Here is a 22,251-nt window from a genome sequence, read left to right on the forward strand (position 1 = left end):
AGAACTGCTCTGATGCACCGCCGGTAATGTTAGCGACGCCCGTCTATATCATCTGCTCTCCAAGCCCGCAGGTCGGCAAGACCCTGGTGGCAAGGCTTTTGAGCGAATTCTTGCTGCTGAAGAACGGCACGGTGCTCTCCTTCGATATCAATTTGAAGGAGCCGTCACTGCTCGATTATCTCCCAGACATCACCGAGACTGCGGACGTGACGGACACCTACGGGAAGATGCAGTTGATGGACCGCCTTATCCTCAATGATCGGGTAACCAAGGTCATTGATCTCGGCTTCCATGCCTTCGATGAATTCTTCAAGATGTGCGAGGAGATCGGCTTCATCAAAGAGGCGGCGCGCCGCCGTATTGCACCGGCGATGCTATTTTTCGCCGGCACCGACCGTTTCTCATTGCGTAGCTATGAGATGCTGCGGCGGCAGGTTCCGCCCGCGGCGCTGATCACCATCCATAACGAATTCGTGGTGCGCGGCGAATTACCTGATTGCATTCACCGCGCGGCACTATTCCGCTTGCCCGTGCTCCCGGTCTTTCTAAAAACCTATATCGATAGGCTCACTTTTTCCTTCACAAGCTATCTGCGCGGCGAGAAGGATCCATCCAGTGAGTTGTATCAATGGATCGGACGAAACTACGGCATCTTGCGTGATCTCGATTCGAAGCTAACGCTGGGACGCTCGGGTTGAACAACTCTAGCTTTGGGAACGTTGAGTTCGACCGCGACCTATAATCAATCGACAGTGACACAGGGCCCTGTCGGTCAGGTGAGCTAGTCCCTTCTTTTGCCAACCGCAAAGGTATTGGAGCGGATTGGTGCGCGACCACAGCCCGCGGTTCTTGCTGCCCTTGGCCCTGGTCGCGTCCTACGCCTCGGATGGCGAGCCATATCGCGCGCTGTTGAACAGATCATCTCGCAGAGCGGACTGCGCCTGTTCTTGTGTCTAACTTTGAGGGAGAGCCTCGGGGATGTCTACGTTATGGCGCGTGCGGCTGAACGTATTGTCCTCCCGCGACGGCATCCGCATCGAACCCGATGTCGGCGCGCCGGATCGGGGCACCCGCCTGTCCAGGACGCGCATCACGTGAAGTCGCTTCTGCAGAGCTTTCGCTGGATGGACTGAGTTGCAACTCGCCCAAACGCCCTCAAAGATCGGCCGTTGCTGATAATACGCCCGCGCGAATCCTTCCACATCGAATCGAACAGGTTGAAATTGCTGTTGGCCCGTTCCATCGATCCTCGCAGATCTACACAGTAGCAAACTTCGAATCCGACGCAAGATAGAGTGAACGCGTGCAAAAGCCGTAGGCTGAAAGTCCGCCTATGGACCTCGACAAAGCTGTCGCGAGCACGTCTCCAATCATCACCAGTCCCGTCACCCTGCCCGTGCGTTAAGCGGCATCGACATCCAGCACTCTCTGATAAAGAAGTTAGCTGTTCAGAACCAGACGAGCGCTCGAAAAAGCCGATGAGCAGATCGCGGCCACTTTAATTTCAGTTGAACCGCTCGCAGCGTCAGATTGTAATTATCCTAAAGCTAACGCCCCCTGATGTACTAAAGCGGCCGAGCTCTTTGGCAATACGACAGCGGTCACGTTGGCGGATGTGCAGCCTTTGTTTCTAGGAGAAGAGAATATGCAGATTAGGGGCAGACACCTGCCGATCGTGTTGTCCTTGCTTTTGGCTCTGGGCATAACCGCGATCGCGAAAGCCGATGAGCCCTCGCCGAAATACCTGGAGGTGCTCAGTGCTCTGCAGGCCGGAAAGAATGTGAAGCTGATACTCGACTTGAGCCGCTGCACGACGATCGATGGCGCCAAGCCAGGGCCGGCAACGCAAGGCGGCCTCGTTATCAGTGCCTTCAGGGTGACCGCCCAAAACGGCATCAGCTTCGCTAATGCGCATCAAACGATCGACAGCTCGGGACACGCCGTCACGGAATACATTCGCCACAGTCTCAGCCGCGAGGGCAAGCTCACGGTGCGCGCCTCGAAGCTCGCGGTCGGGGCGGCTGACGTTGTGAACCAGGGTGAATTCGTCTGCGAACTGCCGGAGGGGGCAAAGTTCGTCTGGTGATCCAAAACACGAACACGCACCGCTCCGCTGCCGTTCAGCAACGACGTCCGATCCTAGAGATCATCTCGCCGTCTCTGGGGAGCTAGAACACGGTATGCGCAATCGTAAGGGCGGCCAGCTTGTTTCTGGCCGTCTTTCCTAGGCTGATACGCCAGAGCGAAGACGCTTTCGAGCGGCTGGAACAGTTCGGACGAGCCCGCACCCGTTCAAGTGCTTGAGCCAAGTATTATTGTTTTGATGTTCACATAGCCGACAGTTTAACCGACGGCACTAGGTCGATAGACTGGATAGATTTTGACGGTCAAGCAAAGCCACGCCTGCTCCGAGCTTGAGCGAGGCATCGGCCTTTCGATTGCCGGGACAGTCGATCTGGCGCGTGCGCATCGAATCGCGCGTACGATTTCCTGATATAGATCCTACTCAAGAGCAAATGTCTTAGATCGCTCTGTCCCTGTTCTGATACGATCGCAGATGGCCTCTTGGGTGGGAACTTCTGCACGAGAGTAGATTTCTGATCTCCGGAGCAAGTGAATAGTGCTTTCCAGATAAGCTACCGAGTGTTTAGTAGCATTACAACGCTCGCCGGAGCGGCCGCCCAGTATTCGTTAATATTTTCACGGAACGAGCTACGAAAGCGGTTGAATCGCACGTAGCGTTAGATTGTAGGGTTCCAGACAAAGGTCGCGATATAATTCAGCAGACGACCTCATCCCGACAATTAGCAAGAACTGCGAATGTCTCAAACCCGCCAGGTGGGGCCGTATAGCTCCGCTGCACAGCTCAAGCTGTCCCTTCAAACGCCCGCTCTCAACCTCGGCGATGCGCTGGACAAGATACCAACCTCGTCCAATCGTATTGGCAAGTTCCCAAGCACTTCGAGAGGCGTGTGCGCTATCCTTGCATCATTGCCACCTGACGGAACAGAGCGCTCGATCGAAGTTCGAGACCAGGGTTTGGCCAACCGCCGCTCCCATATTAAGTGGGTCCACATGGCTGCGGGCGTGCTGCACGGCACGGGCAGCTCTGGATGTAGGCATCGCCGGTGCCCACTCTCTGCTCCCTGGCCGCTCGGTGCATTGTATGCAGCACCCTACTCCGCCGCGCGAAGAGCGTGATTTGCGCAGTCATTCCGACATGACTTGAAAAGAGGCGACCACAATGCGAGCGCTACTCGTCGACCACGAAGCCGACCTTGCCCGTGCTCTGCAGGCCGCGCTTTCGAATCGCGGTTTCGCGGTTGATGTCACACGCACGCTGGACGAGGCGACGGCGGCTCTTGATTGCGCGAGCTACGATATCCTTCTTCTCGAATTGGCCTTACCGGACGGAGACGGTTTAGACTGGCTGAAGCGCTTAAGGCGCGATGGCCGTTCCATCCCCGCTATGATGATGAGCCGTCTCAACGACCTCAGTCGGCGGATCGCCATCTTCAATGGCGGAGCCGACGATTTCCTGCCCAAGCCCATATCAATTGATGAAATCATTGCCAGGATGCGAGCCATCCTACGGCGGTCAACACACATGACCGCACCGATTGTCACATTTGGGAATTTAAAATTCGATCCGATCGCCCGGCAAGTGTCGGTGGATGGCCGGCCCCTGAGGATTGCGCGTCGTGAAGTGTGCATTCTTGAGCGTCTGCTGAGCCGCGCAGGCCGCACCGTACCACGCGCGTGTCTTGAAGACAGCCTTTACGCCTTTGACAACGAAGTTTCGAGGAATGCGCTTGAAGTCGGAATTTACCGATTGCGCGGTCACTTAACCCAATCGGGCGCGACATTGCGGATCAAAACCGCGCGCGGCATTGGCTACGTACTGGAATTAGCCAGTGCGGCGTCCGCCGCCTAACGAACTAACCCGAAAGTAAAGACGAAGTTGAAAATCCCTCTTAGCAGTAGAAGCAACCGCGACCGTCGCTCTGCAGGCGACGGTGCCAGTCTGAATGCTCATTTTACTTCAGTTTTCCACCTGCTGTGCATCGTTCTTTTGGCAACACGGGAGGTTAGAGCTGGCGCACGTGCCACACCGGAGAGCATCAATGGGACAAACCGAGTTGGTCAGTATCGTGACGCCCTACATTGTGCGGCCAGCATTCAGCGCAAGCCAGATCTTCTTCGATGATCCAAACAGGCTGCTGGAAGCCGTGAGCCGTCTGACCAACCTCCACGAACCCGGGCGCACCCCGCCAATTGCTTGGCCGGATGGAGCATTCCACTTCGGAATTTAGGATAGACGTGGAGGGCGTCCCAGTTGACGACGGCATTGGACAGGGCGCACCTTGATAGTCGCGACGGCAGCCAAATTCAAACGATCGGCTTCTCAACAAGTTTCAAGAAGGCGCTCGTGCAGCCGCACGTAAAGAAAATAGCCCCGCGGGCGGGGGCCTTCCCGCGGGGCTTTGCGTCAACGCAAGAGAGGATACTCTAACGTCGGCGCGGCCGGCCGAAACTCGAGTAAACGGCCGGAAGGTTAATCGTGGCCTCACGAGGTCCAGATCGTCTCGGAAATAAGCAGCATCGGCGCAACTCAAACAGCCTGGCTCATGTTTCGGCTCGCTCTCTTTGGAAACTGCCAGCGCTCGTTCAGCAGAATTGCCACCCGGGGTCTTGCTAGTGCTCTAGATGCGCCTGCTGCGCTATGGCTTAGCTGATCTTATCGGGTGACCGGGCTTGTTCGTGCGCCGGTTTGTCCCAACAATTTCCAGGCATGACGACGTTGTTTAATTTTGACTTGAAAGGTCTTGTGCCAGCGCAACTGCTGACGTGCACTGACACGATCCGGTTGGTTACGTAAAGCACAAGCAATACGCCGACTGTGAGGCTCACGACTATAAGCGCGGTCATCAGTAGGCAGGCCACACAGCACAACGCGGCTACATCAAGCGGCGATCGCAACCAGAACGGTGCCCAATCCAGATGCAGCCTATCCTCCATATGGCCAGACATATTCGTTTGAAGTGTGATCATTGGCTACTAAATACCGACGGCTGGACGCCTTAATGAACAAAGCTGACGGCAATCTGACGAACTCTCTCCGAGAGCCTCTCCTCTGGAGAAAAATGAGCGCGTTACGAAGAGCTCCGGTGGCTGCCGCAACATAATTTGGGTGCATGCTCCGAGGGGCACTTTCACGAACATGGCTTTCACCACAACAATTTCATCCGTGCTGATAACGATGCAGCTTCAGATGGCTCAAGTCCGACAACCCCTACGAAGCGCGTTGGCGGCATTGGAATAACTTGACGTGTCGGCTTCCAGAGATGCAGGCAGTATCGGCTGTTATTCACGTATTGCGAATGCGGCGGATGCAGTTGCATCACGCACTCCTCTTCATCCCAAAAAAGGTCTTTGACGAAGCACATCTCTTCCCAGTTCGGACAACGTCGCTGGGTCGAGACCGAGACATGCTCCCACCCTGGCCGGACAATTCCGACGATCTTGAGTTTGCAGCCACAAGGACCATCAACGAAGAAGAGGCCGCAAGGACCTGATCCCGGCTGGCTGGCGAACTGGCCATATCGTACCCGGCTGACTTCCAGCCTTTCTGGAATCTGCGCTCTCACGTGTCCTCCTTTGTCTCGCGGCTCGCTTTGAAATCGACGTAGATCACATTGTCCTGCGCCTCCTTCATTGATTCCAGCCAGCGCTGCTGCGCAACGTCCCAGTGCCATGCTCGACTCTCCGTCAGCCGCTGAACTTCGAATAAGCCGCCGAGTAAGCCGTAAATGTAGATCATCTCTCTTCTCCGCTGCCAAAGAGGCCAAGCACGTCCAATGGGGCGCTTCTGCTCTACTTAACGGATACGGCACAACCGCCAGCAGCCCGGATTCTGCTCGCCATCTTTTCGCGCTCGGTTGAATAGCCCGACTGCAAGGCGAGATCTCCTAAGCAGCCCGTCGCATGCTCCTCATCGGCCGCAAGCTGCGGATCATGCACAGGCTTCGAGTTGCCTGTGTTTCGACCGAACCCCACCCATCGCCAGAAAGACAAGTCGACCCTTAGGGGCCATTCCGCCACCGCCGCGGCAAATGGCTGCTCATCGCCATTGTCTAGCAAATATGTCAAGCAGCACTTATCCAGCCGGGCTCTGCCTGGTATCCATTTCCTCAATGCATGCAATCGCAGCCATCGATAGCAGTCGCATCCAACATCTCTGTCTCGCGCCCCACGTTACGCGAAGCAGCTTGCAGAATGGGCCCGCGAGCGTTGCCCAAAGGCGCGATTGGGCCGCCCTATTTCTGCACGTCAATGTAGCACTTGTTTAGCCCTCAAACCTGCCGCTCCTCGGCGAGGCTGAAACAGCGTGAATGGGACATCTGTATGGCCACGCGGACCCGGTCGTGTATTGAGGCTGTGAATAGAAATGCATTTACCGCAGCATTGCTCAGGGAGCATGTTGGAGATGGCTTGGACGTGCAAATCGCACTTTCCATCCGCCATCATTGCGGTGCCTAGGTCTTCAATGCCGCCTACTCAGCTAGCCAGCTGGGACCTTGCTGAGTGGCGGCCTATCACAATTTGCCATTGAGCTCCGTCGAGAGCGCACTCGGAGATCCTTCGCCAGGCGTCGAGCGCTCCCTCAAATGCTCAAAGGCGACTCTCACGAACGTGGCGGCAGCCGCTGGCTACTGCAACGCGCCTTAGACATCGATGCGCAAGTTTTCAGCTGAGACTCTGCCACTGCGACCAGTGAACAGTTCGTAGCTAACCCTGGCTCCATCTGGCAGGCCAGTTAGACCCGCCTTCTCCACGGCAGAGATGTGCACGAACACATCCTCGCCGCCCTCATCGGGCCTAATGAACCCGTAGCCTTTCGTTCTGTTAAACCATTTCACAGTTCCGACCGCCAATTCAGTAGCTCCTCTAAAAAAACGAATGACGCGGCGATTACGATTCTTCAGGAGCCCGGGCTCTAACCCGGCAGCAAGGGTCCGCACTGAAATCTCATCGCGACATCGATCTGCGACCACTACTAACGTCTAGTCGCCGGCTTGGCTAGAGGAGAGGCCACCTGACTCTTTTCTCCTCTGTGCTCGTACATGTCGTGTTAAGTTGAAGACGGTGATGTGGGGAAGCCGACACCGACAGCTCGCCACTTCAAGCAGGGGCGCACCAAACAGTTCTTTTCTCCGTTAGACCGGCGTCCGCAGGACGATCGCCCTGCGGCACGCAGATTGCTGAGATGATAATGTTCCAGCCAAGGAGCGGAAATGTTGTCAGCGCCGACATCACGCAAGGTGCGCCATTATTGTTCTGTTTCGTCGCTGACGCACGGCTCTGCGCCCCGACGTTGCTATCATCACGCGCACCGATCAATGCAAGTGGGTATTTGCAGGTACCCGTCAACGCAATGATGCGGCATCTCGATGCTGGTCCCCAGGAATCCAAGACTGATGGCCAAGCCGCCGAGCCTTAGGCGCCGTGGACAAGCAGCCCGGTCAATGTTGGACGGATTTTGTAAAGAAACTGGAGGCGCCCTCTCTCGTCGAGCAGCACAAGGTAAGATGCTGCAGACCGTGAGGCTGGCAGTGCGGAGATCAGCTGGCGATCAGGTCCGGCCGGCTCCGCGAGAGTGTTCTCCGGCAGGGTGGTGGCCGTTCGCCCGGCTTGGCGACGTTCAACAAGCGAATTCTTGGCCCTGACCAAACTATCGAAGCGAGATACCGATGACGCACTGGCGCGAACGAGAGCCAACCGTGATTGACGGCCATAGAGCTGCTCGCTTGTCCCATCCCGGTCCGTCGCAAGCGCGGCCAAGCCGGACTTTCTGCCTAATTGGGATCATCGTTGTTAACGGGCTGCTCTGGGCCGCCATCTGCTGGCTCATTGCGGCCTTCTCATGAGGAGCACGACGGCCATTCCCAGCTGAATGTGCAGGATCAGCAGTTCCACTCACTCCACGCAACCATACTTCGCATTAAGATGACCATGGAAATGCTAACGCTATCCGGCCTCGGGATCATTTTTTTTGAAGACCGCGCCCCGCCGGCTCAGCTTCGGTGACGCGATGCTAAACGTCCCCCGCTGGTGAATGGGCCGGGGGCCGAACGCATGATCCGCAAAAAATAGAGGCGGCCGTCAAAGCCGGTACAAGGTTGATGTCTGGAGCTTCGGGAGATGAGCTAGTTCGTCGGTATCGACGGCAATGCGAAGCGGCAAACCAGGTCGAGTTTCCGTCCCATAAAGCGAACAGGGGCCGACGAAAGTAAACCGCAGCCTGTGCTTAAACGTCGCACGAAGAAGCAGACTGCGCCCGAGTGCCGTTGCAAGGGCGGCGGCACGAACGGTGCCACAGTCACAAGCGGGTGGAAAGCGGCTCGCGCGAGTGATCTAGATCAAGACGACGCTGAACTGGCCGACTATGTCGCTAGCGTGCCGAGCGGCCTTCCCGCTACTGAGGTCCGGTCTCCTAGGACCCAGGCGGGCAGAAGCTGCCCGCTTGTTTCGTGCTTTTCTGATGTGCGACCTCTTCATTCCGCTTGTCCCCGATCGGCCGAGAGAGAGAGCACCGCCCCGGAGTGCGGATGGTCGCGCCGGGGCACACAAGCTGGGCTCACGCACTGACCGGAGTACGATTCGAAATAATTCAGCGTATTACCGCGCCAAAGCGGAGGATCGTCGCGCCGGGCAGCAGCGATTAAGCGGCACGTGAGGAACGAGTTTTGGCGAGCGCTCGCTCGTACGACGAACCGGGCGCGCCGAGTTACGTCGCCTTCTCTGCGGATAGACGATCGGCTAATGTCTCACCGTGTCAGGCGATCTGTGAACGCACGAGGCTAACATGGACCCGAACAAGTTGTCCGATGCATTGTGGTTATTCGGTTTATACGATCCAAATGATCAATCGACCTACCAGTTCCATTTATACCATCCAGATACGATGGACGCGGTTGCGGAGGTTTTAAGACGTCAGCAAGTAGTGCAACCGGAGCCAGCGGTGCAACCGGAGCCAACGGTTCAGCCGGAGCCAGCGGTGCAAGCGCTGCAACCGGTGCAAGCGGAGGGGGAGGCGCAGCGCCGGCATATCAATATGCTACAGGCACGCCATCGTAACGCCTCTCGCGCGGACCTGGTCCTCATCGAGAACATGCTTGACGCAGCCCGTGTAAACAGGCGCCTGAGCTTAGTTACCCTCGAAGGTCACGCTCAGGGTCTTCGCAGATTGGCGGATCATCTCGGGTCTCTGGGAATGACGTTGGAAAGACTCGATGACGCGGCCTTACTCGAACACGTCCCGAACCGCTCGGATGAGAAAATGATGAAGGGGTTGAATACCCTTCGTCAGTATCGCCAGGGCCGCTGGGACCCTCCCCCGCGTCGACATCATCATCCCTCTGAAGCAGATTACCGTCTCATCGACGATGCGTGTCGTGCCAGCGGGCTAGGTGCAGTAAATTATAACTGCGCGCTTCGCAGGTTTTCGGAAAAGCTCACACGCCGCGGCGAGGCACTTGCCATGCTTGGCCACGAGCAGCTGATGGAGCGTGCCGAATCGTTAGGCCTTCTACCTAACCGTCAGCTCATGGGCGCGTTGAGGATGCTTGAGCGGTACCGCAGCAACATTGCAACGGGCGCTTCCGGAGCGGACAGCTCTCGGCAGGCCGGAGATCAGGCTAGCGCGTCGGATGAACCCGTGCCGTTGCCTCGTTCGACGGAGTTTCGGCGGGGCATGGACCTCGTCGGCCAATTACCAGCGAGCAGTTGGAACACACCGAGCGCTCCGCAGGGGCCGCCGGCCTATTTGCCAGAGCAAAGTGTCAGTCAGTCGAGCGGGCTATCTTGGGATCAAAACTTCGGGGCATCGAGCCTCGGCCCGGCATCCCACCCGGCGTTCACGCCTACGGTGCCAAACCTAGCAATGTACGTCCCCGGCTGGCAGCACGGCGACCAGGCGGCGCCGCCGAGCCTCATCAATGGAATGTCTTTGTATCACGTGCTGCCGACCGCGTTTCAGCCGGAGACACATTTCATGATCGACCACGTGAATTACACGGCCATGTTCGGGCCAACAGGCAAGCCAAACGACATCTTTGTCCGCCGAAGAACCTGAACAGGCTGTTCGCGAACGTGTTTACGAAAAAAGGCCCATGGGTAATGCAGGTGGTACAACAGTCTTCTTGGCGTGTGTTCCCGTCTGCGCTGGCCACCGATCCTTCCTCGGTGGCCAGGATTTTGGAGATCTATTGGACCACGAGCGGATCGTCCGGTCCCCGGCGTCTTACGGGTCTTCGCGGTTAAATTTGTATATCTCAAGCGGGCGTTTGAGCGGCAAACTAATGAACTCACAGATGGCCATCCACGACCTCGCAGCGATGCTGCGCCCAATGCTTGTGGCGCGAGCCGTGCTGCGTGAACAGTATGGCGTCCTACACAACATGGTACTTGAAAGAGTACGCCGCAAGCCGACATACCGGCGGGCTCATGACGATACCCGGCTCAGGTCCACTGACGGCAATCACTTTTCTATCAACCCTTAATGACGGGGACCGCTTTCAATGCTCCCGCGACGTTGGCGCGCATCTCGGCCTCACGTCACGCAAATACGCATCTGGGGAGACCGACCGGAACGGCGCTATTTCGAGGCGCGGCGATGTGATGCTCAGGACCATCCTTTATCAGGCCGCGCTTGCACTTCTAACCCGCACCCAGCGTTGGTCTGCATTGAAAGGCTGGGGTGTAAAGGTGGCCAAGTGACGCGGTCCTCTGCGCAGGCGTCCAGAGTCATCTATCCATCTCTCAGGCTGCGAAGCAACAGAAAGGCCCGACGCTTCTCCAGAACGGAGTTGCGTCGGGCCACAACCTGACAAGGTTGGAGCATCGACCAGGCGCAGGGATGAGGGGGGAGGAGGCCCTCGTCAATGCTCAACATGAGCCGTGCAAGTCGTGTGCCGCTTTGAGCGAGGGCGGTTCAAGTACCGCCGCACCGAGAGCACGCCTCCATATGGTAGCGGCGCGCTGAGCGCGTTTTTGTTCTCAGAGCTCACGCACCTCTCCGCCCTCGACAAAAATATTCCAGGTCTATGCTTTTTCATTCGGCTACTGAGAAGCGCATATGCAAGCAAACGAACGCGTCTGCCCACATCGCGATGCCACTCAAGCCGCTATTGCGCTCCTCAGCTTACAGGCACGGCGGTGTCGCACTTCTCACAGAGTGAATGAGACTGTACACTTGCGTTGGCGATCGGACAAACCGGGGCGCCGAGTTGGCGTTATGGGCGGGGCGGAGCTTCGACTGTTTTTACGCTCAAACCGCACAAAGAAGCCCGACGCACCCGGCCGGGTGCAAGGTGCGTCGGGCCGGTGGGCCTTGTCGAGGCTCAGACGTCAAGGACCCAGTCGCCCTTCTGCAAAAGATGTGCCGTAAGAAGTTCGGTCATAGTGTCCGGCCTGTCTTCTGCGCCCGCACCGTCTGTTTCCGGCGCGCGGACGCCATCCGCCCTGCGACGTGGCGGGGCTGGAATGAGAACGGATTCACCGACAACGAAGCAAAGCTGCGGACAGGTGCTGAGGCCCTTGTGGAGAAACGGCGGAGCCTCAAGATCTGTAATCGGCGTGTGCGTCCCCCTCACTTTGCAGCCTCTGCCACTCCTCTGCACGCCGGGCTAGGCTCTCATACTCACGAGCGACCTTGAGGAGCCTGTCTCTGTTTTTTCCATCGGCGAGAGCATTGGCTTTATCTCTCGTTGCATCCGCACGCGCTCGCCAGTGCTTGGGATCGTAGAATAGAATTTTCGGGTTCATGCAAACGAGCATGCAATCTGAAGATCAAGGAAATGCGACGCCCGACCTACGTAGCATTACGTAGGTCGCCGTCCCCCAACTTGATTGGCCTGCAATCGCCAATATGTCGCCCTCTCGACTGTAGGGCTGATAACGGAGTTAATTGCAGCCGATGGCGAAAGCGCTCACCAGCGGGCAAGCCTCTGCCACATTCCAACCAGCGATCGCGAGGATCGCTCTTCACCGCCCGAGAGCCATGGGCCGCCAAAATCATTTGTCTGACATCGAGCATTAAGAGGCGCTCGTGGTCCGCTCTCTGGCTTATTCAGCAAAGAGCAGACGGAGGACGCGCACCTAGGAGAGCTGTAGGCCCTGCGGGTCAACAGATAAAGCTCGCCTGTGCGATGCAATTAAGGGAGCAGGCTCACTTCTCCCCCAGCGTATGGAACAGGATTGATCGCTCCCGAGAGGAGCCTACCCGACCGCCTGCCCGCAGATTAGCATAATTGAATTGCCTAGTCGACAATTGCACGATATTTGAACACGTGTATGCAGTGATTCTGAAGTGCCCGCGAAAGCCAGCAGATCCGATGGATTTGAAGCGTTGCGTGGATTTGGAAAACCTGGGTCCCGTAGGGCTGATTCAGACGCCTTGGGAGTGGGTCGAGCTCGGGCTTTCTTCCTACTGTTGTCATCTGCGCATGGAGGACGAGCTTCGCTCGTCTGGACGATTGCGTTCATGTCAGACGAAGACGAGTCAGGTGTAAGCGAGGCCACCAATTTCGTTGTCAAGCGAACCAGATGCGTGCACGGAATACTAAACTTGGTCTTCCAGACCCGCGTGAAACTGAGCCGGGCCGTCGCGGCTACGCCGGAAACGGTTTTCAATTTGACCGAACATGGGCATCTCCCGTTTGGCGAAGCACCAGCGCCCGCACACTTATTTCCACCTGCCGCTCGCAAGAGGCTCCGCAGCGCGGCGCAGCAAGTCCGGTCCCTTTTTATAAAGAATCCAAATGGTGAAACGACGCTCTGACTCGCCTCAACTCGGAAAGGCCGACGAGCCGGATGGGAAGCCGACGGTTTTCGTTGTGGAGGACGACATCTCTATGCGTCGCTCGCTCACGAACCTTTTTCGGTCGATCGGCCTCAACGTACTTGCGTTTGAGTCCGCTCAGGAGATGCTCCAGAACAAACTCCCGCAGGTTACCAGCTGTCTTGTCCTTGACATCAGGCTGCCTGGGCAGAGTGGCCTGGAGCTTCAGAATGAGCTGTCCAAGCAGAACATCCATATTCCGATCATTTTCATCACGGCACATGGCGACATTCCGATGACCGTCAAGGCCATGAAGCGTGGCGCGGTTGATTTCCTGACCAAACCGTTTCGCGAGCAGGACCTGCTTGATGCGGTAGTCGCCGCGATCGAACGGGACCGCAAGAGACGAGAGGCCGAGAAAACCGCTGCGAGCTTGCAGTCCTTGTTCGACAGGCTGACCGTACGCGAGCAGGAGGTTTTGAAACTCGTTGCTGCAGGGCTCATGAACAAACAAATAGCCGCGGAGCTGAAACTCGCCGAAATTACCGTCAAGATCTATCGCGGACAGATGATGAAGAAAATGGGCGCCCGGTCAGTGGCTGATTTGATCAGAATGGCTGAAAGGCTTGGCATTAGCGCCAACCGCGACGGTCAGCAAACCTAAGTATGATTTTACAATCTGCACGCCAAGGCTCACCTTAGGTCCAGGTGGCTATGCTACGGCAGGCGCCTTCCCCTGAGTTATGAGGTCGTCTTGTCCGCCTCGTTTAGCATATCTATCGTCGATGACGATGAGTTGGTCCGTACAGCAACGAACAATCTTCTGAAGTCGCGTGGGTACATCGTAAAGACATTCGCATCCGCTGACGAGTTCTTACGATCGCCCCAGCTCGAGGAAACCTCGTGCGTGATCGCGGACGTGCAGATGCCGGTCATGAATGGCCTGGAGCTGTTGACACATACACGCGCACGGGGTTGCGACGCGCCATTCATTTTTATCACTTCTTTTCCAGACGAGCGGGTTCGCGCCCGCGCGCTGAGCGCGGGAGCCACTTGCCTTCTGCCCAAACCCTTCTCCGGCCGCAAATTGATCAAGTGTGTCGACCTCGCGCTGCGGACGGATCGTCGGCCGGGCGCGTGAGACGAATTCTGCGCGCAACTCGGCCCGCATTTTCTTCAGGGCAGGACCGCCATGGAGCCAGCCTTAAAGTGAGGACAATGGGCCGCCTAGAAGAGGACAACAAGATAACGCGGCAACAACGGTCGGCCAATGCTCGACCAATTAGATAGGCGCTGGCGCGCGGACTGTGTCCTGAAGCTGTTCGAAAATTGGCTAACTCGCTTCCATGGCTCAGCCAGAAAACAGTGCTTTCAGCCTGCGCAAACATCTGCAGCATTGATATATCGCGAATCGCGGCCGACCGATCACTCGTTGGATCGGATATGCCTATAGCGACGCGGAGATCGATGCGTTGCTGACGGCGGCGCCGGCTCTGCCGCCAGAGGACGGGCTGCGTCGTTGGACCTATCATACCCTGTTCGGGCTGATGCGGTGACGGGTATACGTATATCGCGCTGTGCCTCAGCACGTGCGGTGACACGCTCTTGGCCTTCAAAGACGGGCAACTCTTGTGAGCGGCCCGAACATGCTTTTCCAGCAGCGACTGGACGCTGTCGGCACTGAGCCGGCCCGTCTCCGTGATCGTTTCTACACTTTCGTTCGTAACGTACGAATCCGTTTCATCTGCTTCCATTGACAAGGCGAACGAATGGCTGGTTTCTGCCTCAAGCTCGAGGCATTCCCGACCACCTGCGAACGACGAAACGATGAGACGCGCAACGCCATGCCGAACAGACTTCGAGCGCCACTCCAGGAGCCGGCTCATTAAGCCTTCATTCTGAATTGTGGTATGTATCTAGTGAATCAGCATCTCCTCCGAGAGCTCCTATGAGATATCGGGTCAACCTGACACTGCTCGCGGTCTTCCTACCGCTGGGGGTGGCGTTCACCTTGGCCAAGGAGGATAGCGCGAGCGATCGCACGCTCATCCAAGCCAGCTATCGACGGCCAGCCGCTATTCCCTTTCCGGGCAGCAATCCCTACTCCAAGGCCAAATCAGCGCTCGGAAAAATGCTCTTCTTCGATCCGCTGCTGTCGGGATCAAAAACGCGATCATGCGCGACATGCCACAATCCATCGCTCTCATGGGGGGACGGCCTTTCGCACGCAATCGGCGAGAACCCTAAAGGTCTGCCGCTTCGCGCACCGACGCTCCTCGATGTGGCGTTCACCGAGCCGCTCGGGTGGGATGGAAAGTTCAGGACTCTCGAGTCCGTCGCCTTTGGCCCCCTGACGAATCCGGCCAATATGAATATAAGTGAGCTGGAATTGACGGCACGTCTCTCGGCCATTCCCGCTTATGTAGATGCATTCGCTCATGCTTTTGGGGACGGCGGAATAACACGAGTCAGGATCGAAGCAGCGCTCGCGACCTTTGAACGGACCATCGTCGCGGGCGAGTCACCATTCGACCGGTGGATTATGGGAGACGAAACCGCCATCAGCGCGGCGGCACAGCGCGGCTTCGACATTTTCAACGGCAAGGCACATTGCTCTGCCTGTCACAGCGGACCATCCTTCACGGACGGATCATTTCAGGATATCGGCATTGGGAAGGACGACGATATCGGACGCGGACGATTGTTTCCGAAATCAGAAAAACTGCGGTACGCGTTCAAGACGCCCACGTTACGCGATGTCGCGCGCCGCGCGCCTTATATGCACAATGGATCGGTCGCGACCCTGGAAGACGTCATAGAACTGTACGACAAAGGCGGGATCGATCGTCCAAGCCGGTCGCCGTTGATAAAACCGCTTTTGCTGACCGCGGGCGAGAAGAGCGACCTTATCTCCTTTCTTCAAACGCTCACCGCGTCCACAGCAGCTACGGATGTGCCGATATTGCCGCGGTGAGGGTCTGACCCGATTGCAGCCTGCAACCTGATCAGCACAGGTGCGGCAAAGCTGATCCCAGCAAGCCGAAACCGAGGATAAGAAGTGCGCCGGCGCAGGTCTCCAAGGCATCAGTACGTAACGTACGCAACTTTGGTCCGCGCGTAAGTGCCGAGCCCAATGCGACAGTTACAGCACCTAGAACTCCGAGCATCGCCTTCGTCCCCATCCGATTTGTCTGTCCTTCATTACGACAGACGGAATTGAGACCCCGTTGCGCAATTCGCTAAAATTGAGAGGACTGCAACAACTGCCGCATGAACCACGTTGCGGCCACGCGCCGTTAACTACAAAACAACCGGCAGTTGGTGGCACCTCGAGGAAGCTTAAAATTTAAGATAAGTTTAACAACTCGTTAATGGGTGGGTATTGTTGGAATGTTTAATCATTGGGGGCGGGATGTCATTTCATCATCCGCTAGACCGTGCTTTGTTGCCTTCAAATACGTCGCGGCGCTTGCCTTTAGCGTCCTGGGGACGCAGGCGGCCAGCGCCCATGTGAAGTGGTTTTGTGCTTACGATATCGCGGGCCAGCCTCGAGGACTCGAGAATGTCCTATGTTCGGATTTCGAGTTGCTTCTCGGCACTGCCTTGCTTTGGTTCTTTGCGGCTTGCATAGCAGAGCGCACCGTCGTGGGCGAAGCAATGATCCGTGCCCTCGACCGCGTAACCAACGGACTGCGGTTGCGCACCGAGGAAATGATCCGCGCCGTCTGCGGCTTTTTCATCATCTCGATTTGGGCTGCGGGCGGAATCCTGCTCACGCCTGAATTGAAAACGACGTCACCTCTTGTGGGACTTGTGCAGCTTGCGATCGCGGCGGGCCTGTTGTCGCGACCTACGCTGCCTCTCTCCGCGGCGGGCATCGTGATTTTGTTCGGGATTGGCGCGCAGCAGTACGGCGCCTTCCATCTTGCCGACTATCCAATCTTTCTGGGCTTAGCCGCCTACCTCACTCTCGTCGGGCTGCAGAAGGATTTATTCGGCCTTTCACCGCTCGACATTGCGCGATACGCGACCGCGGTGACGTTGATGTGGGCCTCGGTCGAAAAGTGGGCCTATCCGCAATGGAGCTTCCCGCTCCTTATCGAGCATCCCGGCCTCGCCCTTGGGTTTGACAGCGAGTTCTATATGCGCGCCGCAGGCATGGTCGAATTCACCCTCGCCTTTGCCTTGATCTGGACGCCGCTTGTCCGGCGCTGCGCGGCGGCGGTGCTCATGGGGATGTTCATCAGCGCCTGTTTCGAATTCGGGAAGCTCGACACGATCGGACACTCGATGATCATCGCGCTCTTGTTGGCGATCATCTGCGATAATCCACCCGCTGAGCGCGACCATCGTCTGCCTTGGCTCGCGCCAGTGGGCCTGTCTGCGGCGCTGACAGCCACGCTCCTTGCTTATTATGTCGGCCACGCCGCACTTTTCGACACATCGATTCTCTAAGCCCGCTACCTGGTCACGTGCACGCGTAGCTTCATCTTCGGATGAATGCCGCACAAGACCGTGAACTCGCCAACAACGGGAAAGACGACGTCGAAGTTGCTGCCGGGCTGTTGATCGCCGGAGTCAAAACTGAACGCGTCGGAGCTCAAATACGCATGATGCAAGAGCTCACCGTCATCGTTGGAAAACCGCACCGTCTCACCCCGCCTGATCGCAATCTCACCCGGCTTGAATTCGCGATCCCTTTGCGAAATCAGATATGGGCCCGCGCCTAACGCTGCTCCCGTGAGCACGCCCGCCAAAATCGCTGCTGCCACTGGGGCAGCAGCTGCTTTGCCAACGCGCAAAGAACGCAACAGCAGCAATGATTGCATTTATGACCTCGTTGGAAATTCCAAATCGCAGACTGGGCATCACGCCTCGACAAGTGGTGCGCGAAGGCATGACGGCTTGAATTACGTGGCCCGAGCATTATCGCAAGTTCCATCTTAACGATTTCAGTATCGGTTTTGGGCATTATGCAGGCGATTGAGCTAACCCATCCTTGGGCGGGTGCCAGGCATCGTTTGCAAGACATATTCAAGCGGAAAACGTGGACATGCGCCTTCTCGTCAATTGCCTTGTCAGTCTGAACAGGACGGCCCTTGCGACGTTTCGAGGCGTGAGCGGCCGCTTTTCACGCTATGTCCTGACTCAACGTACGATACGTACACAAATTCTGATCTTCTGTCTTGCGATGAGCGCGATTGCGGCGGCTCTCGGAGCCTATGCGACGCTCGGAATTCGCCACGCGGGGCTATTGGTTGCCAGAACTTTCGATGAATCGCTGATGTCGATCAACTATGCACGCGCGGCCGGCGCGGATTTTGCCGCCATGCGCGTGGCGTCATCGCGACGGCTCATGACAAGAGACCCGGTCGCGCGCGCTAGTCTCGACAACGAAATCGAGAGGTGGGCGAAAACGCTCTCGGAAGATCTGGCGATAGCGGCCGAGCGATCCCAATCCGTACGATCTGCAAAAGCAGCGGCCAACGTTCAACAAGCAGCGAACGCCTGGATGGCGCTTCAGCGTCGTGCGCCCGAAGCGCTCGCGGAAGCAACTTCGTACGAAACGAACACTTCGAATTCATCGACCGGCAACGTTGGTCGGTATTCCGAAATCGTGAACCAGCAGATCGAGTTGCTGGTCAACTATACGGCGGGCGATGGCTTTCTATTCCGCCAGCAGGCGCTCGCCACGATCAAGCGGGACGTGCAGCTCAACCTGACAGGCCTGACAGTCGCCCTTCTGCTGTCTGGCCTTTTCTCGTGGTTATTGGCGCGGCGTATTATTGGTCCTGTCGCGATCGCATCGGAAGCGGCAAGGAGTATCGCTAATGGTGATTTGAACACAAACATTCCGGAGGGCGGCAGCGATGAACTCGGCACTCTCCTCGCCGCGATGGGAACAATGCGTGACAACATCAAGACGATGGTTGAGCGCGAGATCGCGCAACGGCAGTCCGCGCAGGCGCGGCTTTCCGATGCGTTCGAACACTCCCGTGAAGGCGTCGTTCTGCTGGATGCCGACGGTCAAATCGCCCTGGCTAACTCGCGCGCCAGTGAGTTCATCCGCGCTTACCCGCAGCTCTTGCATTCGCCTTCCTCGTCCGAGGCCGCGCGCGCGAGCTCATTGGCCGGAATAACGAACCGGATCTCCGGTGGTGACAGCGAGGGATGCGCAAGCGAAGCCCGGCTTCCAGACGGGCGCTGGTTGCGTGTCAGCCGAAGCCCGACGCAGGAAGGTGGCGGGGTCGTCGTCTGCAGCGACATTAGCGCGTCAAAGCGGCAGGAAGCTGAATTGCATGCGACGAATCTGAAGCTCGATGCGGCGCTCACACATATGTCGCAGGGACTTTGCCTTTTCGACAGCGAGGCGCGGCTGCAGGTGGTGAACCGCCGCTTCTGCGAGATCTTCAATATTTCGCCCGAACTTGTTCAACCTGGCATGTCTTTCGATGCCGTTCTCAGTCTCAGCGTTGCCGCCGGGAACCACGGCAATCAGGCCGTAGCCGATTTACTGGCGGAGCGCGCAAGGCTTTTGGGCGACAAGGGCACCGGCAACTATTTGCAGCACCTCAGCGACGGACGCATTATCGCCGTTGCTCAACGTCCGACATCCGACGGCGGCTGGCTTATCACCAGCGAAGATGTGACCGAACAACAGAAAGCTCAATCTCAAATCGCGTTCATGGCTCGGCATGATGCTCTCACCAGGCTACCAAATCGATTACTGTTGGCTGAGCGGATTGAACAGGCAATCGCGCAGGCTGGCCGGGGCGCTGGTTTTGCGCTCTTCTGCCTCGATCTCGACGGCTTCAAGCAGGTCAACGACACCTTAGGCCACCCGATCGGCGATGAGCTCCTCTGCGCGGTCGCCGACCGATTAACTGCCTGCGTCCGAGAGGTCGATATGGTTGCTCGCCTGGGTGGCGACGAATTTTCGATCATACAATCTGACGTCGACAACGCGGAAGGAGCCGAGCAACTCGCTCGCCGCATCGTGGAATGTGTGGGGGCACCCTATGAATTAAGCGGGCATCGCGTGGTCGTTGGGTGCAGCATTGGAATTTCGATTGCGCCGGGCGACGGCACGAGCGGTGAGAAGCTTCTGAAGAACGCGGACGTCGCGTTGTACCGGGCGAAGACGGATGGCAAGGGAACCTGGCGGCTTTTTGAGCCCGCGATGGACGAGTACTTGCAAAAGCGCCGCACCCTCGAGCTCGACCTTCGGCAGGCTATGAACAACGGCGAATTCGCGCTGTACTATCAGCCGCTCTATGATTTGCGTCTAGACCGCATCTGCGGCTTCGAGGCTTTGTTGCGCTGGCACCACCCGAACAGAGGCTTCGTGCCGCCCGACCAGTTCATCCCGATCGCCGAGGAAATCGGTCTCATCAATCCCCTCGGAAAATGGGTTCTTGCTCGCGCGTGCGAGCAGGCCGCAACCTGGCCGGACGAGATCAAGCTTGCGGTCAATGTGTCCGGGGCTCAGTTTCGTGAGCCGGACTTTGTCAACACCATCGAACATGCCATTGCTGCATCACAACTGCCCGCGCATCGGCTCGAACTCGAGATTACCGAATCTGTCCTCCTGTCGAACAGCGCGGAGACGCTTGCTATTCTGCATAAGCTGAAGCAGCAGGGGCTGCGTATAGCGTTGGACGATTTTGGCACCGGCTATTCCTCGCTAAGCTATCTACGCAGCTTTCCATTTGACAAGCTCAAGATCGATCGGTCGTTCGTCCGCGACGCGACGGCAAGCAGTGGATCGAAGTTGATCATCCGGAGCGTGATCAGCCTCGGCAAGAACCTTGGCATGACGACGACAGCGGAGGGCGTCGAGACCATTGAACAGTTCAACCAACTGGGCGCGGAGGGCTGCAATGAGGCGCAAGGCTTCTTGATCAGCCGCCCAGTCCCCGCCACTGAGGTGCCAGGAGTGCTCTTGGCGTTGAGAAATGGGCTCAAGAGAGATGACTTGGCAATTGCCGAGTAGCAAGGAACCTGAAAACCGGTATTGCTGCCAACCAAATCGCATTTTCGACTGACTGGTCGTTATGGGCGCTTATCCGAAATTCGGACCGGCTCGCGCGTGCGCCTTCATGAATACTCGCGTGCACGAGGAAGTCGAGGCGAAGCAAATCACCCCGTTGCGGCAGACCATGATCGCCGCCCTGCCCGTCGGCACTGACGACCACACGGTCATCAATCTTTGTCCGAATTCCTCGAAGAGGGTATCACTGCAGCAACCATCTCGCGCATGCGAGGTTTCGCCGAGGTTCCGCAAGTATTCTACCGCGGCCGCGATCGCTCGGATGACGAAATCGCCGAAAACGAAGTGTCTCACCGATCTCTCCTTTTGTTGTATCCATCCGAGCTAATCCGCGGACAATGGATTACGGATTCCACCGCTTGAGGAGTTCGGGGTCTTCCTTGTGTATCCTGATGAGCTCCATCAGGTTTTCGATGCCGAAGTCGGTGAACGCCATGACGCCGTCTTCACCTATGCCGTAAACCCAGATGATGCCGTCCTCGGTTTCCATTCCGTTTGCAACATCCCAGAGCCAGTCTTCGTCCTCTCCGAGGTCCTTGGCGACGCGATCGATGGTGAAGACGGCATGAACTTTGTTGACGTGCATGGCTACGCCGCCTGGGTGGAGGGTGGCGACGCAGGAGGCGTCCAGTTCCAGGGCAACAACTCGTCCAGGCGGCTCTGTGGGATGTCGGCGATGCGCGCAAGAACGTCGGCAAGCCAGGCTTTCGGGTCGATGTCGTTGAGACGCGCCGTCATGATGAGCGTGTCCATCACGGCAGCCCGCTCCGCGCCACGATCAGAACCGGCGAACATCTACGTCAATGGACTGCATGGCGCTGCAGAGGGATTTATCTGCGGTGTGCGTATCTCCGATTTGACGGACAGACTTGGGATGATACTTCAGTCGACTGACGATCTGTATAATGCGATTGCTCAAGAATTGCTCGACGAGAGCCGCGACTTCAACGCGACAAAAGCCGTTAATGCGCGCCATGTCCGTTCTGCCGAGGAACAAGCCAAGGTGGAAGAAAGTATGTCGCGCCAAGATGAGCTGGACGATCTACGCTCGGAGCTTCGACGACTTCAATCCGAAGGCCGACTTACAGGCCTGATCACGATCCAGGACTGTCAGCACTGCGATAACAAAAGCCACCAACTCCGCGACCGCTTGTGTTATCGCGATGTTCAATACTTCAATGTCGACAATGAGCTTCTGATCGCTTTGCTCAAGTTTCGCCGGCGATACTTTGAGAACGACAGCTTCCTGCCGGCCCCCTTTAGGCAAAAGAACTTGAAAGAGGCGACAAAAAACATCTAAGAGTTGGCCGGCTACAAACTTGTACTACGAGGAGGTTGGCCTGTTGCGAACTAGCTGACA

17 protein-coding genes and 2 pseudogenes are annotated in these 22,251 nt (G+C 57.3%); 12 read left to right on the forward strand and 7 right to left on the reverse strand.

Annotated features, from left to right (window positions below):
- Positions 1-26: 26 nt before the first annotated feature.
- The 4 genes from F758_RS0113870 to F758_RS43885 all read left to right on the forward strand — a co-directional run bounded on the left by F758_RS0113870 (position 27) and on the right by F758_RS43885 (position 4,313).
- Positions 27-698 (forward strand): P-loop NTPase family protein, encoded by a 672-nt coding sequence (locus F758_RS0113870; protein WP_024508426.1) that lies wholly within the window; start codon positions 27-29, stop codon positions 696-698.
- A gap of 947 nt (positions 699-1,645) precedes the next feature.
- Positions 1,646-2,086, forward strand: coding sequence for a VirK family protein (locus F758_RS0113880; RefSeq protein WP_024508427.1), 441 nt, complete (start codon positions 1,646-1,648; stop codon positions 2,084-2,086).
- Positions 2,087-3,244: 1,158 nt separating this feature from the next.
- A complete protein-coding gene (locus F758_RS0113890; RefSeq protein WP_024508428.1) occupies positions 3,245-3,934 on the forward strand; it encodes a response regulator in 690 nt (229 codons plus the stop codon).
- Between the two features lie 190 nt (positions 3,935-4,124).
- Positions 4,125-4,313, forward strand: coding sequence for a hypothetical protein (locus F758_RS43885; RefSeq protein WP_035721927.1), 189 nt, complete (start codon positions 4,125-4,127; stop codon positions 4,311-4,313).
- Between the two features lie 915 nt (positions 4,314-5,228).
- On the opposite strand, the gene F758_RS49540 is transcribed toward F758_RS43885, so the two are convergent.
- From F758_RS49540 to F758_RS0113910, 3 genes are all read right to left on the reverse strand, one after another.
- Entirely contained in the window at positions 5,229-5,648 is a 420-nt protein-coding gene (locus tag F758_RS49540; protein ID WP_157449997.1) for a DUF7694 domain-containing protein, read from the reverse strand.
- Positions 5,645-5,821 carry a hypothetical protein gene (locus F758_RS49545; protein WP_157449998.1) on the reverse strand — a complete coding sequence of 59 codons (177 nt, stop codon included), beginning with the start codon at positions 5,819-5,821 and terminating at the stop codon, positions 5,645-5,647. Before F758_RS49545 ends, F758_RS49540 begins: the two co-directional genes overlap by 4 nt.
- A 904-nt stretch (positions 5,822-6,725) precedes the next feature.
- Positions 6,726-6,935 carry a cold-shock protein gene (locus F758_RS0113910; protein WP_024508430.1) on the reverse strand — a complete coding sequence of 70 codons (210 nt, stop codon included), beginning with the start codon at positions 6,933-6,935 and terminating at the stop codon, positions 6,726-6,728.
- Positions 6,936-8,866: 1,931 nt separating this feature from the next.
- Between F758_RS0113910 and F758_RS0113920 the strand changes: the two genes are divergently transcribed.
- From F758_RS0113920 to F758_RS0113950, 6 genes are all read left to right on the forward strand, one after another.
- Positions 8,867-10,135: a hypothetical protein gene (locus tag F758_RS0113920; RefSeq protein WP_157449999.1), complete on the forward strand. Its 1,269-nt coding sequence runs from the start codon at positions 8,867-8,869 to the stop codon at positions 10,133-10,135.
- Positions 10,136-10,506: 371 nt separating this feature from the next.
- The gene (locus F758_RS47695; RefSeq protein WP_502689152.1) at positions 10,507-10,779 is read left to right on the forward strand and encodes a transposase; all 273 of its coding nucleotides are present in this window, start codon (positions 10,507-10,509) and stop codon (positions 10,777-10,779) included.
- Between the two features lie 2,042 nt (positions 10,780-12,821).
- Positions 12,822-13,505, forward strand: a complete 684-nt coding sequence (locus F758_RS0113935; RefSeq protein ID WP_024508434.1) for a response regulator transcription factor — start codon at positions 12,822-12,824, stop codon at positions 13,503-13,505.
- 90 nt (positions 13,506-13,595) lie between these two features.
- Positions 13,596-13,982, forward strand: a complete 387-nt coding sequence (locus F758_RS0113940) for a response regulator transcription factor (protein WP_024508435.1) — start codon at positions 13,596-13,598, stop codon at positions 13,980-13,982.
- Positions 13,983-14,789: 807 nt separating this feature from the next.
- On the forward strand, positions 14,790-15,815 hold the full coding sequence (locus F758_RS0113945; RefSeq protein ID WP_024508436.1) for a cytochrome-c peroxidase: 1,026 nt from the start codon (positions 14,790-14,792) through the stop codon (positions 15,813-15,815).
- A 416-nt stretch (positions 15,816-16,231) separates the two neighbouring features.
- Entirely contained in the window at positions 16,232-17,296 is a 1,065-nt protein-coding gene (locus F758_RS0113950) for a hypothetical protein (protein ID WP_024508437.1), read from the forward strand.
- Positions 17,297-17,301: 5 nt separating this feature from the next.
- Here F758_RS0113950 and F758_RS43890 read toward each other — a convergent pair whose 3' ends face one another.
- Positions 17,302-17,670, reverse strand: coding sequence for a methylamine utilization protein (locus tag F758_RS43890; protein ID WP_024508438.1), 369 nt, complete (start codon positions 17,668-17,670; stop codon positions 17,302-17,304).
- A gap of 224 nt (positions 17,671-17,894) precedes the next feature.
- Here F758_RS43890 and F758_RS0113960 point away from each other — a divergent pair, with 224 nt between their 5' ends.
- On the forward strand, positions 17,895-20,834 hold the full coding sequence (locus F758_RS0113960) for an EAL domain-containing protein (protein WP_024508439.1): 2,940 nt from the start codon (positions 17,895-17,897) through the stop codon (positions 20,832-20,834).
- A gap of 34 nt (positions 20,835-20,868) precedes the next feature.
- On the opposite strand, the pseudogene F758_RS51835 reads toward F758_RS0113960, so the two are convergent.
- The 3 genes and pseudogenes from F758_RS51835 to F758_RS43895 all read right to left on the reverse strand — a co-directional run.
- Positions 20,869-20,997: pseudogene (locus F758_RS51835) on the reverse strand (8-amino-7-oxononanoate synthase); the annotation flags it as partial.
- Between the two features lie 237 nt (positions 20,998-21,234).
- Positions 21,235-21,477, reverse strand: coding sequence for a hypothetical protein (locus F758_RS0113970; protein ID WP_024508441.1), 243 nt, complete (start codon positions 21,475-21,477; stop codon positions 21,235-21,237).
- A gap of 2 nt (positions 21,478-21,479) precedes the next feature.
- Positions 21,480-21,686: pseudogene (locus F758_RS43895) on the reverse strand (transposase domain-containing protein); the annotation flags it as partial.
- Between F758_RS43895 and F758_RS0113980 the strand changes: the two are divergent.
- Positions 21,628-22,191 (forward strand): hypothetical protein, encoded by a 564-nt coding sequence (locus F758_RS0113980; protein WP_198026492.1) that lies wholly within the window; start codon positions 21,628-21,630, stop codon positions 22,189-22,191. The pseudogene F758_RS43895 and the gene F758_RS0113980 overlap by 59 nt on opposite strands.
- The last annotated feature ends 60 nt before the right edge of the window (positions 22,192-22,251 follow it).

This window comes from Bradyrhizobium sp. ARR65, from assembly GCF_000472385.1.
Lineage (GTDB): Bacteria > Pseudomonadota > Alphaproteobacteria > Rhizobiales > Xanthobacteraceae > Bradyrhizobium.

Coding starts and splice junctions, on each gene's coding strand:
- F758_RS0113920 (WP_157449999.1), top strand. CDS start 8,867: ATGGACCCGAACAAGTTGTCCGATGCATTGTGGTTATTCGGTTTATAC.
- F758_RS43885 (WP_035721927.1), top strand. CDS start 4,125: ATGGGACAAACCGAGTTGGTCAGTATCGTGACGCCCTACATTGTGCGG.
- F758_RS47695 (WP_502689152.1), top strand. CDS start 10,507: ATGACGATACCCGGCTCAGGTCCACTGACGGCAATCACTTTTCTATCA.
- F758_RS0113960 (WP_024508439.1), top strand. CDS start 17,895: ATGCGCCTTCTCGTCAATTGCCTTGTCAGTCTGAACAGGACGGCCCTT.
- F758_RS0113880 (WP_024508427.1), top strand. CDS start 1,646: ATGCAGATTAGGGGCAGACACCTGCCGATCGTGTTGTCCTTGCTTTTG.
- F758_RS43890 (WP_024508438.1), bottom strand. CDS start 17,670: ATGCAATCATTGCTGCTGTTGCGTTCTTTGCGCGTTGGCAAAGCAGCT.
- F758_RS0113970 (WP_024508441.1), bottom strand. CDS start 21,477: ATGCACGTCAACAAAGTTCATGCCGTCTTCACCATCGATCGCGTCGCC.
- F758_RS0113870 (WP_024508426.1), top strand. CDS start 27: ATGTTAGCGACGCCCGTCTATATCATCTGCTCTCCAAGCCCGCAGGTC.
- F758_RS0113950 (WP_024508437.1), top strand. CDS start 16,232: ATGTTTAATCATTGGGGGCGGGATGTCATTTCATCATCCGCTAGACCG.
- F758_RS0113935 (WP_024508434.1), top strand. CDS start 12,822: ATGGTGAAACGACGCTCTGACTCGCCTCAACTCGGAAAGGCCGACGAG.
- F758_RS0113890 (WP_024508428.1), top strand. CDS start 3,245: ATGCGAGCGCTACTCGTCGACCACGAAGCCGACCTTGCCCGTGCTCTG.
- F758_RS49545 (WP_157449998.1), bottom strand. CDS start 5,821: ATGATCTACATTTACGGCTTACTCGGCGGCTTATTCGAAGTTCAGCGG.
- F758_RS0113980 (WP_198026492.1), top strand. CDS start 21,628: ATGATGAGCGTGTCCATCACGGCAGCCCGCTCCGCGCCACGATCAGAA.
- F758_RS0113945 (WP_024508436.1), top strand. CDS start 14,790: ATGAGATATCGGGTCAACCTGACACTGCTCGCGGTCTTCCTACCGCTG.